The sequence below is a fragment of the Sulfitobacter undariae genome, from assembly GCF_014196805.1.
In the GTDB taxonomy this organism is placed as follows: Bacteria; Pseudomonadota; Alphaproteobacteria; order Rhodobacterales; family Rhodobacteraceae; genus Sulfitobacter; species Sulfitobacter undariae.
In genome coordinates, this window is the sequence record NZ_JACIEI010000025.1 from 1 (window position 1) to 15,217 (window position 15,217).

At 49.4% G+C, this 15,217-nt stretch carries 11 protein-coding genes and 4 pseudogenes; 4 read left to right on the forward strand and 11 right to left on the reverse strand.

Annotated features, from left to right (window positions below; translation table 11 throughout):
- Positions 1 to 253: 253 nt before the first annotated feature.
- A pseudogene (locus GGR95_RS17975) lies at positions 254 to 821 on the forward strand (IS6 family transposase); the annotation flags it as partial.
- Between the two features lie 285 nt (positions 822 to 1,106).
- Entirely contained in the window at positions 1,107 to 2,171 is a 1,065-nt protein-coding gene (locus GGR95_RS17980; protein WP_184568260.1) for a hypothetical protein, read from the forward strand.
- Positions 2,172 to 2,234: 63 nt separating this feature from the next.
- Here the strand turns inward: GGR95_RS17980 and GGR95_RS17985 are convergent.
- Positions 2,235 to 2,495 (reverse strand): annotated as a pseudogene (locus tag GGR95_RS17985) (IS5/IS1182 family transposase); the annotation flags it as partial.
- A gap of 89 nt (positions 2,496 to 2,584) precedes the next feature.
- Here GGR95_RS17985 and GGR95_RS17990 point away from each other — a divergent pair.
- Positions 2,585 to 3,310: pseudogene (locus tag GGR95_RS17990) on the forward strand (IS6 family transposase); the annotation flags it as partial.
- 90 nt (positions 3,311 to 3,400) lie between these two features.
- On the opposite strand, the pseudogene GGR95_RS19130 reads toward GGR95_RS17990, so the two are convergent.
- The 5 genes and pseudogenes from GGR95_RS19130 to GGR95_RS18010 form a co-directional block, all read right to left on the reverse strand.
- Positions 3,401 to 3,490 (reverse strand): annotated as a pseudogene (locus GGR95_RS19130) (transposase); the annotation flags it as partial.
- A 340-nt stretch (positions 3,491 to 3,830) separates the two neighbouring features.
- Positions 3,831 to 5,141 carry an ATP-binding protein gene (locus tag GGR95_RS17995; RefSeq protein ID WP_184568261.1) on the reverse strand — a complete coding sequence of 437 codons (1,311 nt, stop codon included), beginning with the start codon at positions 5,139 to 5,141 and terminating at the stop codon, positions 3,831 to 3,833.
- 66 nt (positions 5,142 to 5,207) lie between these two features.
- Positions 5,208 to 6,068 (reverse strand): hypothetical protein, encoded by an 861-nt coding sequence (locus GGR95_RS18000; protein WP_184568262.1) that lies wholly within the window; start codon positions 6,066 to 6,068, stop codon positions 5,208 to 5,210.
- Positions 6,069 to 6,443: 375 nt separating this feature from the next.
- Positions 6,444 to 6,824 carry a response regulator gene (locus GGR95_RS18005; protein WP_184568263.1) on the reverse strand — a complete coding sequence of 127 codons (381 nt, stop codon included), beginning with the start codon at positions 6,822 to 6,824 and terminating at the stop codon, positions 6,444 to 6,446.
- On the reverse strand, positions 6,811 to 7,254 hold the full coding sequence (locus GGR95_RS18010) for a MarR family winged helix-turn-helix transcriptional regulator (protein ID WP_184568264.1): 444 nt from the start codon (positions 7,252 to 7,254) through the stop codon (positions 6,811 to 6,813). Before GGR95_RS18010 ends, GGR95_RS18005 begins: the two co-directional genes overlap by 14 nt.
- A gap of 230 nt (positions 7,255 to 7,484) precedes the next feature.
- Here GGR95_RS18010 and GGR95_RS18015 point away from each other — a divergent pair, with 230 nt between their 5' ends.
- Positions 7,485 to 8,336, forward strand: a complete 852-nt coding sequence (locus GGR95_RS18015) for a sensor histidine kinase (RefSeq protein ID WP_184568265.1) — start codon at positions 7,485 to 7,487, stop codon at positions 8,334 to 8,336.
- Between the two features lie 407 nt (positions 8,337 to 8,743).
- Here the strand turns inward: GGR95_RS18015 and GGR95_RS18020 are convergent, their stop codons facing one another.
- The 5 genes from GGR95_RS18020 to GGR95_RS18040 all read right to left on the reverse strand — a co-directional run bounded on the left by GGR95_RS18020 (position 8,744) and on the right by GGR95_RS18040 (position 15,107).
- The gene (locus GGR95_RS18020; RefSeq protein ID WP_184568266.1) at positions 8,744 to 9,004 is read right to left on the reverse strand and encodes a transposase; all 261 of its coding nucleotides are present in this window, start codon (positions 9,002 to 9,004) and stop codon (positions 8,744 to 8,746) included.
- A 297-nt stretch (positions 9,005 to 9,301) separates the two neighbouring features.
- Positions 9,302 to 10,174, reverse strand: a complete 873-nt coding sequence (locus GGR95_RS18025; protein WP_184568267.1) for a glycosyltransferase family 32 protein — start codon at positions 10,172 to 10,174, stop codon at positions 9,302 to 9,304.
- Positions 10,175 to 10,602: 428 nt separating this feature from the next.
- Entirely contained in the window at positions 10,603 to 11,607 is a 1,005-nt protein-coding gene (locus GGR95_RS18030; protein WP_184568268.1) for an SDR family NAD(P)-dependent oxidoreductase, read from the reverse strand.
- Positions 11,608 to 11,794: 187 nt separating this feature from the next.
- The gene (locus tag GGR95_RS18035; protein ID WP_184568269.1) at positions 11,795 to 14,020 is read right to left on the reverse strand and encodes a glycosyltransferase family 2 protein; all 2,226 of its coding nucleotides are present in this window, start codon (positions 14,018 to 14,020) and stop codon (positions 11,795 to 11,797) included.
- A complete protein-coding gene (locus GGR95_RS18040) occupies positions 14,013 to 15,107 on the reverse strand; it encodes a glycosyltransferase family 2 protein (protein ID WP_221385018.1) in 1,095 nt (364 codons plus the stop codon). The genes GGR95_RS18035 and GGR95_RS18040 overlap by 8 nt, the downstream gene beginning before the upstream one ends.
- Positions 15,108 to 15,217: the final 110 nt, after the last annotated feature.

Sequence of the window (15,217 nt, forward strand, 5' to 3'; positions counted from 1 at the left end):
CCACTCAGCACTGGGCTGGAAAAGCCCTGTCGCCTTCGAACGAAAGGTGGCTTAAACGAGCACTTGGGGCGGCACTAAAGCGTGACAGGTCCAATGTCTCCCTGACCAAAACCGTCAGGGCTATGTGTTCACATGGGTCAGTTCTCAGTGACATTCAACAGTCCGGCTTCGCGCAGTTCGCAGCACTCGCTGGATAGATGTGTCCGCCAGCAGCGTTGCCTTCGGAGCGGCGGTAACTTTGCGACGCTACCGCCATGAAACGGTTCGATTTAGGTGAAACAATTTGGTCCGCTGTTTGCCGCAGAGATCCGCAAGAAAAGGGTCAGCCAGATGCGCGCATACTCGAACTGGCAATGGCACTTGGACGAAGTGTTCGTGAAAATTAACGGCGAGACGCACTATCTTTGGCGGGCGGTGGATCACGAAGGGGAAGTTCTGGAAAGCTTCGTTACGAAGAGCCGGGATCGCGAGACAGTATTGAAATTTCTCAGAAAAACAATGAAACGTCATGGTCGTCCACATATTTTCGTGACCGACAGACTGCGTTCCTACGGCGCGGCGCTGAAGGTAATCGGCAGTGCCGAAAAACAGGAAATGGCCGCTGGCTCAACAATCGAGCTGAGAATTCACACCAGCCATTTTGAAGGCGGGAACGGGCCATGCTTCGCTTCAGACGGATGCGAACCCTGCAGATATTCGTCGCCGTCCACGCCTCGGTCCATAACCATTTCAATCAGGAACGACATCTCTACAGCCGATCAAACTTCAAGCTGAACCGCGCCGTCGCTCTTGCCGAGCGGCGTCAACTTGGCGCGGTATAACAGATTGAATCTGTTGGAGAACTGAGACTGGTTCGCATTTGTCTGGCAGCACCATCAACTCTTCAATCATGGCTTGGTCTCGGGGAAGTGTGGAGTCTGGCTGGCACACCCGACAACGCAACTGAAATCAAAAACTTTGCGACACTACCGTCCTGAGCCTAGTTGTGATGATCCGCAGCACAGAAACTGAGACACCAGCTTTCTCCGCTGACAATTCGTAATATTGAGAATTTTTTTGCCATTCACTTCACCTTCTACGCTAGTATAACTATTCCAATAGATTAATTGAAAAAAATCATTAACTTCAGGTTTTCATTCATGTGTCTAGGGCCTGTGGGCAACTACCTTGAAGTTATGAGCTGGAATGGCGTTAAGGATCTTAAAGATATGAGTGATGGGAGCGACAAGAAGCCTACCACAATCCTTCTGCACATGGGCATCCACAAGACCGGATCGACCTCGCTGCAGAAAACTTTTGCGGCGCACCGCGCGGCGCTTGCCCGCGACGACATAGTGTTTCTTGGTCCCGGCCAGCCCTATTCCTGCCTTTACTCGGGCTTTCTGTCCGATCCAATGACCTTTTTCTGGAACCGCATATCCACACTATCCGAAAGTGCAATCCGTGAACGCGACGAGGCTGAGCTCGCCGCGCTTAATCAGGCGTTGATCCGACATCGCGGCCAGACGATCATCCTATCAAACGAATACCTGCCGATGTTGTCCCCGCCCGAAATGACCCGCTTGCGCGACTTCCTTGCGGCACATGGTGAGGTTCGTGCGGTCTATTACTACCGCGAACTGCACAGTTGGATGACGTCCAACAGTCAGGAAATGGCCAAGTCTACTGCCACGCAGCCAAGCCCCTTCAGGCAAGCGCTGAAACGCGTGCACACCTTGCCTTTACGCGTGGCCAATGTATTTGGGCCCGCGAATACAACTTTTATAAAGTTCGAGGACGCAGTTAAATGCGGCATCTGCGACGCCTTCCTCACAAGTTTTGACCTGCCGTCGCTGAGGGAGCGCGGGCTAGATGAAATCAAGGCCAACGTCGCGATCTCGGGAACGGCAGTGCGTGCACTCTACGCCTACAATCGCGACCATCCGGCAGGCAGCGCCACCCGCGATCGGGCTGAGGTAGAGCGGCTCAAGGCCTTACCCGGCGAAAAATATCAGTTAGGCGGCTTTGACCCCTACGATATCAATATCTATGCATCGGCACGCCAAGAAGTTCAGACACAGCTTGGATTGAGCCTCGCAGCGCCCAACACGCTGCCGGTTTTGGAGTTGCCTGTCCATATTCGGCTGCGTCGACTAGCTGGGCGGGTCAAACGTTATCTTCTGGCTCGTTAACGCCGTGACCCGGCTTTGTTGCCAAATCGGTCTGAGGCCGTGCTTCCCCTTTCCCAGACGGACTTAGCCTATGGCGACGATATGGGGTATGCCAAGAGATATGAAACCGTTCAGGATCGCGGTGCGGATCTGGATCTCGGCAACATGGCGATCAAAGTCACGCGCCGAGAGGCGCTGACCGAGCAATTTCACACAATGCATTTTTGTCTCAACGCGGCTTCGACGGTGATATCCAGTTAACTGTCACCACTACGCTCGACCCAGATACCTTGAGGATCGGACAACCTCGTTGCGCTCTCTCTCTCCGGGCGAGTCAGGTTGGTAGTGTCGCAAAGTATTTGATTTCAGTTACGTTGTCGGGTGTGCCGAGCCAGCCCCCCACACTTCCCCGAGTCCAAGCCATGATTGAAGAGTTGATAAGTTTCAAAGGCGCGCAATACCCTAAATCCGTGACCCTATATGCTGTGTATTTCTACGTCCGCTTTCCCGTTTCGTATCGCGATCGCGAAGAGATCATGGCAGAACGTGGCATCGATTTGGATCATGCAACGCTCAATCGTTGGGGCGAGAAATACGCAGGCGCTATTTTCGAAGAAGCACATCGTAGGAAAACACCGACTGGACATACTTGTACCGAGCAATCGATAAACAGGGGAACACCCTTGATTTCATGCTGTCTGAACGCCGCGACTACGGTTTTAATGAAAACCATCGGCAATAACGGCTGGCCTGACAAGGTTGTCATCCCCTTTCGTGACATTGCTGCGCAATGCACTGTCGGGCAGTGGACAAAACTGGATCGAATACGGCGGCTTTGTTCAACATGAACTGCCTGCTCGTGATGAGCGGCTGGTGTTGGTTGATCACTGTCCGGCGGACGAAATATCTCAACCACTGCATGGCAGGGTAAACTTGTTTGCCCGAGAGTGAATATCATTGAGCAGCCCTCTCGACGATTGCAGGCAATCATCTGTCAGGTAATAGATTACCGTTTCATCAAGAAACTTACTCGGCCGATTCAGATCTTCAAATCGCTGAATTCAGCTTCGGCTACTCTTGCTGGGATTGAAGTCGCGCATATGATCCGGAAAGGTCAGTTTGATCAGTCAGAGCAGTCCGGCTTCGCGCAGTTCGCGCAATCGCTGGATAGATGTGTCCGCAAGCAGCGTTGCCTTCGGAGCGGCGGTAACTTTGCGACACTACCCTTGGGGCGGCAAAAAAGCGGGACAGGTCCAACACAGCTCAAGAACAGGCACACCGTTCTCAGCTTCCTTCAACATCGCGACAATCTGCGCCTCTGAATATCGTGATTTCTTCATCGTGAATCTCTTCAGGTATCTTGCCGAGAAAATTCTAGGTTTCAACACAACCATTTTTCGGCGGGATTACCCCTCAATAACGTCACACCCGCCGACGCCTACTTCGGACAGGACAAAGCTATCATCAGAGAAAGGGAAAGGATCAAAAACCAGACAATCCCTTTTCGGGATCATGTTACGCATAAACCTGCTGGGTAGTGAACAACGCCGCTTGCAACATCAAAACATGCCGCACAATCAATCACACAAATGAGCAAGAGCCGCTATTGCTCAACCTGCTCTGATGTCCCATTTCATATGACGACGAACATGAAGGGAACAACTTGATTAAGGCGCCGGGTTAACTTGACGACAGTTTTGCACACGCTGATGCCAATACACTAAGTCTAAATGGTTTATCCAAAACCATGTTTACGTCGACTAATTCCTCTTCATGACCTGTAAGGTTTCCAGACATCAAAATGACCTTACACTTCGGAATATCAAAGCGAATTTTACTTGCCAGATCCAACCCACTACCGTCTGGAAGTGTCTTGTCCACGATGGCCAAGCTAATATTTGGATCATTTTCGAGAAACTCATTTGCTTCAATAATCGAGCTTTTAACAATTACTGTTGCCCCTTTATTCTCAAGAGCGTGCCTGTAAGACGACGCGAGCTCCAACTCATCTTCGACCAACAAAATTCGGCTACCATCAAGTGAAATCAAGGGGGGGGCAGCTAGACCTTTCGTGACTGCGTTGGGGACAGGCGGTGAGCTTTTCCGGAAAAGCAGTACAAATTTTGCGCCACCCGTACGGACGTCCTCAAGGTGAACAGCGCCATTCGCTGCAGTAACAAAAGAATACACGGACGATAACCCAAGACCGGTTCCAGTCGTTAGCGGTTTACCTGTAAAAAACGGCTCAAAAATCTTACGAGAAATACCTTCGGGGATGCCCGGGCCCTTATCCGATACCGAAATTTCACAATATTCTGCATTTGGTAAATATGGGTGTTGGGAAAGAGAAATTTCTCTAGCAGGTGAAATCCGTATGTCAATCCGCCCATGGTTACCCATCGCTTCGGATGCATTCTTACAAAGGTTTACAATTGCCGTGTCTAGAAACGTTTCATCCACGGTTATAAATAAATCCTCTTGGCACTCTATATTTAAGTCAACCTGCGGACCAATTGCCGCAGATAGCATCGGACGAATAATATGAGCCCATTGACTGAGATTCACCAAATCTTTTGCTTGGTCTGACGCTTTGGACATCCGCTTAAGCTGACCCACAATCGAGGCCGCACGATCCGCTGCGCGTGTGGCGGACGTTACGAATATTCGCGCTTCGTCGACATCAATGCCCTCCTGGCCTGCCATGTCCAAATTGGCGACAATGATCCCAAGCATATTGTTGAACTCATGCGCGACACCGCTAGAAATGCGCCCCAGCGCTTCCATCTTTTCTACATGAGAAGATCTACGAGCGTTTTCTTGGGCAACGGTGATTTCCTGCACAAAAACAAACACACCGCCACGCTCCAAGTTTGACCATACAACCAGCCAACTTTGGTCATTGTGGTCCACTTGCAGTTGGACATTGGGCTGATCCACAATGTCCTCTTCTTTCTGCGTTTTTCCTAGATTTTTAGTCGTTATACCCTGCATCTCTTCAAGAGCTCGGATGAGATCCGCGTCGCTTTCAAGGTTTAAATGGGCGAGGGATCTAATCCATTATTCTTCGGCTACATCTGTATTTGAGTATAGTAAATCACCCGAGTGCGAAAAAATGAAGGAGTATAGCCCAGCGGCAGTTAACGCGGCATCAATAAACTCCAATAGATCAGCCTGTTTTACTTCGTAGTCCGAGACAACTGTAAGCGTCTTTTTCAGGTGTTTAATCGCGGAATGGGTTCGTGTCGCGACGGTTTCCAGTTCGGAAAACTGAAGCTTTCCCAAGCTTGAAGGTTCTTCCCAAGCGGGTGCCGCAGAAGATTCAGTTGCCTCAACCAAGGCCATAACACCCATAGAGATACGTCTGTTCGCCCGTACCACCAAAAAGTAAGCTAGTAATGTAGCAACAAGTGTTGCAACTGAAACAATAATCAAAACTCTCCACAACTCCGCCGCTAAAAGAGGGGCAAAGTTGACTTCAACCGAAAGAATTCCAGTTTGCGTGGACGGTGTTTTAAGTGGAGTATCAATTACATAACGAGTGGGAATGCCTAGCAAGGTTGCGACCCTCTCGGTCAGTTGACCACTTTCAACTTCATGAGTGCCTTCACTGAGGGTTCTCCCGAAGTCATCAGTGATTACTACCCGCCTGAAGACACCAATATCCAACAGACTTTGAACTGTTTTGCGCGCACTTTCCTTATCAAGCAGTTCGACGGAATTTGCCGCAGAAGGTGTAACTGCAGATATCACCGGAGTAATTCGATCAGCTTCAAGTCCAATGTATAGATTGAACAGTGATAAGGATTGTAAGCCGACAAGGACAAAGAAATTAATAACAACAAGCAAATAGAAGCGATTGAGGAATTGACTCAACTTTGGAAGATCAGCTGACGGTTTTCCAAGGGTATCATTTATCAAGGCTTAAGCATCCGTTTAGGGCTACACGTACTACGGCAGCGCACAATGCACGTTAGGTTATCAACCAATATTCAACCCTAGTGTGCTGGGGTATACATTCCGATCGCGCAAAGTCTCTTCAAACCTCTCATCCGCATTCATTTCTGTATAGCGCGCCTTCGGGTGCCAACTCAAATCAGGTAGAGACTTCATCGAACTCACCCCTATTATGATCAATAGAAATCTCCGCAAGCCATCAATGACGCTCTTTGCTTTCACAAGCGCCTCATTTTCCGAGTGTTTCATTATGCCTATCATGCATTGTTACCCTCACACCATTGCTAGTAGCACCATCTGATCACAATCTCATGCCTTTCCTATAGCACAAAGAAACCGTTATCCTATTGCCGAGGCCACGACGTCTAGTAAGTCTGCTTTACGAAAAGGTTTTTGTAGAAATACAAAGGCGCCACTTACATCGGAGATGGCCTTGGTCATTTCTAAATCCATTTTGCCATTTCCGCCGGAAATCATGATTACTGGTGTACCAATCAAATGCAAGCGAATTGAATCCACGATTGAAACCGCGTGTTCTTTGCCCAACCAAAAATCAAGAATTACAGCATCGAAAGATTGATCTGTTTCCAACTCTTCAAGTGCGGCAGAGACTGAATCCACTTCGGTTACTTTATATGCTGCAGGTGAAAGGAAATCCACAATCATCGCGCGGACACCAGGGTCATCTTCAACAAGCAGAATACTTTTAATATTGCTCACTTTCATCGCTCCCAAATTTCAGCGCAAGGGTTCTAATGGACTTCATAAACTGCTCCTGATCCGGTTCAGACAATTGCCGAATGCGCTCAGCAGCCAAAATAATGGGGTCTGAAGCCAATATGTGTAAACCCTGTTCTGTCAAGACAACCTTCTTGGTGCGCGCGTCTTGGCTGTTGATCTCTTGTCGAACCAAATTGCGCGCCTCAAGAGTTGCGATTGCGCGCGTCACTGGCGCACGTGTTAACCCGAGGAATTCCGCTATCCAACGAACTTCACAGCGATCTGCCGGCATCTCCGACAGATAACGCAGGATAGACCATTGCAAGGGCTGAATGGCTTTTGAGTGTTTTATTGGGTAAATATCTCTTACAAATCGCTCCAACAACACCACAGAAGCCATTCGGCGCTTGTCATCAATTCCCTGCTTCATCCATCGCCACCGTTTTACCTCCGTCCCATCTAACATGCATTCGTGAGCTATTACAAACTCCTTGTCATTAGCACCGATTTCTTTAATCTAGCAGACGTAACCATTTTTACACTAAGGTTGGAACATCGAACTGTTATTCATTGTATTGTGTTTCTGAAAGCAAATGGCGCTGAATACGACGGTAGTGAGAAGCGTCACGGCGATGTCTCATGTAAAAGTAAGGGATTATAATGGGACAACCCGACCATGTTGGTTTTGCGGATAACTTGAGCGAGACGAGGTCGTGTTCTGACAAGCCTGCATCTGAAACTACGTGGATTTTAGATCACTTAACTGTCCCGATATCAATTACTCTGCTGCCCATTACCGCATTGGTTCTCTATATCGATTCACAGCATAGCTGGGACATCGGACTGGCATTGCGGCTAACCGCTTTCGGCATCATTGGCGGGTTGATTGTTTTAAAAACTCCTGTGCCTTCAGGCTTGCGTGTCTTAGCCGCGATAACCCTGTTCACCAGTGTCATACTCATTGAAATTTGGCACTTGGGGCCCTTTTCAACGACGCTTCCGTTTTTAGCGATTGTGCCCATTTTGGCAGCCGCAATTCGCGGACTTCGCTGGGGAGTTGGGAGTCTCGTAGCAATTATCGCAGCCTTCATAACCACTGCTTGGCCATCTATTGGAATGCAGCAATCCCCCCAATCCCCAATGGGTCTACTTTCAACTCTTGATCGTACAGAAACGGGATCAATCTTTCTCATTCATATTGTTATTGCGGTAGGCGCCAGCGTTTACATACTTGGATCGCTGTACTGGCTCCATTCATCAGAACGGAAGGCGCTTCGCCAGCGCAAGACTGAGATGACGCAATCACTACAAACTGACGTATTCAGCAAGCAAGTCAGCTGTGCCGCACATGATCTTAACAACCTGTTGGCTATAATCCTTGGCGACTTGGATATCCTGAATGAAGGAATGAAAAATGATAAAGACAAAGAACGAGTTCTGAACAGTATTGAAGCAGTGATACGCAGCTCGAAGCTAACCAAAAAAATGATCAGAATGGCTGAATTACGCTAATAGCCGGCGCTGTTGCACGATCAGGTTTTCAGGTCGTTGATGGTTTTTGCTCTGATCTGGGCAACCAGACTGCCACACAATTGCAACGCTACTCGCCGCCATAAATTTGGCAAGAAGCGATATCGGGTAAAAAATTGGGCTGCGCAAAACGGGGTTTCCAAGAACGGCTTATCCCCTCATCGAAACTGTGTTTCGACTGACCGGCGATGGATTACGCGCCTCAGATTGAGGTTCATTTTGCTCGCCCCCCTTGGGCTCATAGTAAAATGACGACCACGGGATCGACAGCAAGGCACATGCCTGCGAACGGACAGCCCCGGAATGTTCGACACAATCATCTTGCACCTCACTTGCCGGTCCAAGGTTTGAGCTTTCTGGCCAAAAATTCGTTGGCACGGCCAAATCCCCTATCTCTCCTCGCACACATGCAAGCATGTGCTGTCGGGCAACGGGACATGCAGGTCTTTGACCTGCCCCTCATCGACTTCCGGCGCCTTCCGGCTACCTCGTTCGAACACACCAGACGCGCCCTCAAGCAAAGCCCGTTTCCATTGGTTGATCATCGTCGGGTGAACCCCGAACCGGCTGGTCAGGTCAATCACGGCCTCCCCACCCTTCAATGCGACCTTGGCCTTAAAATCAGGGCGATATTGCTTCCGTTTCGACACTCCTGATCCCTTCGTGTTGAAGATCAACAAACTACAAATCGCAGCTTACGTCAGTGTCCGATTCTCGAAGGGTAGCTCACGCTTTGAGGAACCGAAACAGAATGGGAAATCGACGTTGACCCGGGGGCTTCGTATTGGCACGTAACGTCAATATCGCTGCCTTCTAGCCTTCTGGGAATAGGTTTGCTGCGGGCTACCGTGCATCTTTCACGCCAAAGCTAGGCTTTGTGCCTCAACAACCTTCGCCATAAATTTTGTTTACATGTGGGCGGACAAAAAGTTTGAATCCTGCGAAATTTAATTCTTAGTAGGCGGAGTAAACAAGGTTGATGCACGTTCGATAATAGTTTGGCGGCACTGTTTCACGAACTGCTTCTCAACCAAATGCTCGCGACACAATTTATCGATACTGGCTCCATCCTTTAAGGCCTCAAGCCCAATCATCGCCTGAAACGCTGGGTCTGCCAATTTATCGTCTACCGGCTTTTTCTTGGCGGGGATTGGTGCTGCTGCGGGGTCGATCCCGTGTTTTTTGATCAATTTATCCAGCAGGCTGCCGCGTCTTGGGGTATTATTTTCCTGTTCTTCCAGCCGCGGCTTCATCCGTCTTGCCCAAAAGTGGACGCCGCGTGTCCTTGGGGTTAGGTGTTCGTCAACCCAGTCATTAAATTTGGAGAGGATCATTTTGTTACGGTCGGGAAATCCGATCGGATAGAAAACCTCTTCTGGTTCGGCGTGCACGACCTCACCCGTTTTGATCAAGAAATAGGTGACGGAAGCCGGGCCTGTAAAACCCCAATTTTGTTCGCACATATGAACAGGGTTTCCCGCGTCTTTCTCAACTTGAAGTTCCGCCTGCTGTCCTTGATTCAGCCATGGCGCAATTGCATATTTGTCCTCAAAGAACTCCAGCAAGCCATGCAATGTCGGCGAGTCCTTTGGCAGGCCCAAAACCGCATTACAAATCAGCCCCGGTTTTTCCCAACCGTACACATGCGGCTTTTTGAAATCAAACGGGCGATAGCAATACATATCAACATCGACCCAGATCGCATCGGTCTTGGCCAGCATGTGTAGCCGCCACATGTCAGCGTGGATCGCAGGGCTGCCGGTGCGCGCATGGCGCAAAAGGGGCTCGCCCGGATAAATGTCAGCAGCATCGCCAGCCAAAACGCCTTGTGGGATATTGTCGATCGGGGAATAGCTATAGAGTGTGATCTTATGTCCAGCATCTGCAAAGGACTTCAAACATAACTGTTCCAACCAAGACAGCCGCCCACCAATCCAAAGGGTAGCAATTTCAGGAAGTCCGTTCATTGTAATTTCCCTGTTTCAGATTTGGGTGAGCTTTTTTACTGTCTGTCATCGTTCATAATTCCATATTGCTACCCGCTTTCCAAGATTGCAGTAAACACAAACGACCGTCGAGGCATTGTTTTTACGTTTCCTGACAGGGGCGGCACGATAGTGAGGGACTAAATTATGTACCTATCACGTGGTATGTTTTGATCTCGCATTACACGTGACGTTTAGGTGCCCCGTTTAAATGTCGCACCTAGGTGGCCCAGATTTCGCTTACACCAGAGCATCGTAAGTGCTTAGCACTTATAATAGTCGCGGTACCAATTAACAAATTTTGCAACGCCTTCTGGTACTTTCGTGTGGGGAATTTCGCCAACCAACTGGGTGAGCAATGTAGCATCAGCCCAAGTAGCAGGCACATCGCCCGCTTGCATTGGCATCATGTTGCACGTTGCCTTACGCTCTGTCGCCAGCTCAATCGCTGATATGAAATCCATCAAAAGTGTAGGGGATGAGTTGCCGATGTTTAGCACCCGAAATGGGGCAACAGGGCTTAGGCTGTCGGTTTCTCCTGCAGGCGCTGACCCGCGCTCGGGGAGGACATCGATCAGACGGATCAAAGCGCTAACGAGGTCACCAATATAGGTGAAGTCGCGGCTCATATCGCCATTGTTGTAGACGTCGATTGATCCACCCTCAAGAATGGCTTTGGTGAACTTGAACAGCGCCATATCCGGCCGGCCCCACGGGCCGTAGACCGTAAAGAAGCGGAACATAGTGATGGGTAAATCGTAAAGATGCGCATAAGAATGCGCCATCGCTTCAGTGGCCTTTTTGGTCGCAGCATAAAAAGACATTTGATGGTCTGCGCGTACGTTTTCCACGTAAGGCATAACCGTATTTGCGCCATAGGCAGAAGAGGTCGAAGCCAGCAGCATATGACGTGGCGGATAGGCACGTGCGGCTTCCAACAACTCAAACGTGCCACCAATGTTGCTTTCGAGATAAGAGCGAGGGTTATCAATCGAATAGCGTACGCCAGCTTGCGCTGCGAGGTGTATCACGAGATCGAATTTATGTGTCTCGAACAGGCCCATCAGCAGGTCACGTTCTTCGACGTATCCTTTGATGAAAGTGAACTTTTCACTCTCTAACCTAGCGTGACGCGCCTCTTTCAGAGAAACCTCGTAATAGTCGGTCATCGCGTCCAGACCCACTACATCATAGCCATTCGAAATAAGCTGTTCGCAAACATGGTATCCAATAAAACCGGCAGCGCCGGTCACAAGTGCGGTTGGCATGTTTCTTACTCCTGTTTGCAACAAGTCTGGTTTTCATCCAACTCGTCTGTACTTGTAAAATCGCGGATCTAATCACGAACAAAGTCGACTATATTAGGCGCGTATTGGCCCGATTATCTGCCCTGCATGCAGATAAATGCAACCAAAAACACACACGTGATCCTATCCCACGCGCAATAGCCCCACGTCAATGTTGAGTTGTTGTGCGTGCTACGGTGAATTGAAAATCGTCTGGATGATCGGCCCAAATGACATCATCTGGCACAGATTGAGGGCCTCGAAGAAATACGTTAGCGCCAAAATACTGATGCATCTCTGACAGCTTTTTCATACGTTCGCCAGTTAGTATTCCATAGAACTCCTGCTGTGCGGGCATCTCCATCAACGTTTTAATTTTAGCCTCATGCGCTGCAACACATTTGTGATGTAGCGCCGCAATCTCAGGGTCGCTCATCAGTTGTTTGAACCTTTCTTCCATCGCGGGAATCTGACGTTGGATTGACACATCTTCGGTTGCATTATTGTTCATTCGGAACCAATAGGCTTCGCCTTGATCTCGGTCGACATGGTTTACACGGCCACGGTCTCGTTTCACAAGAAAACTCGCGGCATTCCGAACCGCGTAGTGGTTGAGTGAGACCAGATCATAGCCGTAAGTTTCAACTGTGGAGCGCCATGAACTGCGGAACTCAGATTTCGGAAGCGGTTTGCCCGATCCATTGACCCAGTTGATCTGATCCCAAAGCTGGGGGCGTAATCCTTTTGGGCGATGCACGCCGAACTTCTTGAACAATCCGCAATTGCGAAACAGCGTTTTGAACCCCCACGCTTGGTGGGGCTTGGGAGTGAATTCATGTGCGCAGTTTTTGTGCATGCGGATCGTGTAGTCATCTTTAAAGTGATCAAGGTTTGAGTTGCCAAACAGACGCCATGTGCAAGAAATCATATTTGCATCGCCGACAGCGTTATAAAGATCGCGCAGGTGGCCATCCCCTACTTTGATGTTAATAAATTCATCCACGTCCATGCAGATGATCCAATCGGCATTTTGCATCATAGCCTCACCTTCGGCAGCTTGAAGCGCCGCATGCTGAGGTTTCAGTTCCATCTCTTTAAACGGGTTCTGGCGGTGCTGAACGATACCGCGCTCTTGAAGCAAATCGAACATAGTGTCGGTGCCGTCATCGCAATCATTCGTATAGACTAGAAAATCTTTGACACCGATGGCTTGGTGATAGGCGATCCATTCCAAAATGAAGGGGCCTTCGTTTTTCATCGTGGTCACAATGGCGGTGCGGGTCGTGTTGGGATCAGGCGTGGGAACCGCCACTTTCGGGGCGCGGACAGGTTTGAACTTAAACACGTTCTCCGAAATGTCGATTAGCTCTCTTGCTTCAATCAAGCTGGTTTTTGGGACAATCTTGCTGGACTGCTGCACAGGATGTCGGATCGCCATACACCGAAAGAAATTAGCAGTTTCCCCAACGCTTACATCACTAATGCGGCGATATTTTAGCAAACTATTTGCCGCAAGCCCACGTGGGCTGATGCACCAGCGGGTGCGCAATTTGGGTCGGTCAAACTGGATACAGATATGATCTGCAAAATTGGGATCTGTATTTTTACGAACCCGCCAAGGATAGCAGTGCACCCCTTGTAGCTGAACCATTTTCTCGGGGGTTGCCGCGGCCATGTTGAACGGGTTTTTTGTTACTTTGGCAGCACCTTTTGGCCCTTCACGAACCGCAGGATCATACAAGAGATCACAGATATCTAGATTGGTTATAGCACGGGCCTTCTCCAAAAAACGAGATCGGGCGATTTCGTAAATTGAAGCTTCACTCAAGGGTGAAAACCACGGATCGGACTCTGGCACTTCCATGCGATCATGACCGGGTGCTTCGCTGACGCACCACGGGTGATGTTCGTGCGGCATGTCGTCGGCGCCCAGTGGCAAGGCAGATTCAACAACAACCACCTGAAGGGCCCGCTTTGTTTTCGCCAGCGCCTTTTCCAGTCGAGTCATGAACTTTGCATCATGCCCCTCTGGACCACGATTGAAGATGATAGCACCATTCATGCCAAAGTAATCGTAATGATAGGTCAGCCAATCTATGACCGTGTCCACCGGCTCGCCATTACGTGTTGCAATAGCAACGTTCAGACCCGCAAACAGCTCTGGTTCCGCCGACGCATGACTGAGACCCTCGGGCAATTGTTCTAGCGAAAAGATAGGCGCGCCGTTCACAGACCCTATGCATGTCCCGCCTACGCCTTCATGAGCTAATTTTTCATCGGTGTTGCGGGCAAAGAAGATAGAATAGCCCGTTCCAGTAGAAACAGTATCGAGTGCTGTGAACGCGCCGATGCTGCTGGGGCACAAAGAACGTATCAAAAATTTTGCTTCACTCATTAATCTGGGACTTTCTGGCTACATTCTGCTGGTTAATATATCTTTTGACATCATCCCGAGACGGCAATCGATTTTCTGACAATAGGCCAAGCTGCCAAATCAAACGGATTTTTTGCAAATCCAAATCTAGTGCCCTGTCACGCATCAGATAGTGATCCAGACAAACCTGATACGCCTGTCGGATATTATCGTTGCAAAGCAGGTCTGCTAATACTGCCTCAGTCGCTTCAAGCTGCGGCAAAATGCGCGTATTCTCTTCAGTATTCCAATTTCGCTCTACCCAATAATCAACTCCGATGATTTTTGTCATATGGTTCGGCAGGCCACGGTCCGCTTTGACCGCAAACTCCCGCATCGAGCGCAAGGAATAATGATTTAATCCAACTTTATGCGCCCCAAAATTTTGATTGAATAGGGATATGTTTGCCTCTTGGGCGACAAAAGCTTGCGCCAATGCCGCACCGTCGGGGCCTGCCCAAACTGGCATCGGCATATCTTTGTCGCGTTTGGGGCGATGCACGCCAGGTTTTGCAAACTTACTGGGGCGAAACAGGGTTTTAAACAGATGTGCCATCGGGAATTGGAGATCAGCTGGAGCGGATTTTTGGAACCTGCGGGGGGTAATCTCTTCCCCGCGCGCTTCTAAACCATCAGACCCAAAAAGCCGCCAAGGCAGCGCGATTGCATCTGCGGCGTCGATATCCTTCAATAAGTCGTTTAATTTAGGGTAAGTGGCATCTAGCCAGAGAAATTCATCGCAATCAAAAAACATCACCCAATCAGAGGATTGCACACGAGGCTCCTGCCAAGCCAATTTAAAAGCCTGCCATTGGGCTGTTACCCTACCTTTACGTATAAATGGCAGATGTGTGACCAGCCCCACCTCTTGCAGTGCATTCAAAAGCTCAGGTGTACCGTCGGTGCAGTCATGTGTCAGTACCACAAAGTGCTCCACCCCCAGCGCGAGATGGTGTGCAATCCACTCCAAAACATAGGAGCCGTCGTTACGCATGCAGGTGATTGCTGTGACCCGTTGCGCTTGGGCCGTATTCGGTATGTGATCTGACATGAATTTATCCATAGCCATATAAATTGGCCCATCAAGCAATTCGAGGCTCGGACGTCCTAGTGTGACTGCAAGTCACCTATAGGCTATCAGATTTCAAGATGAATGAAAAGATTTGATACGCGAGCGCA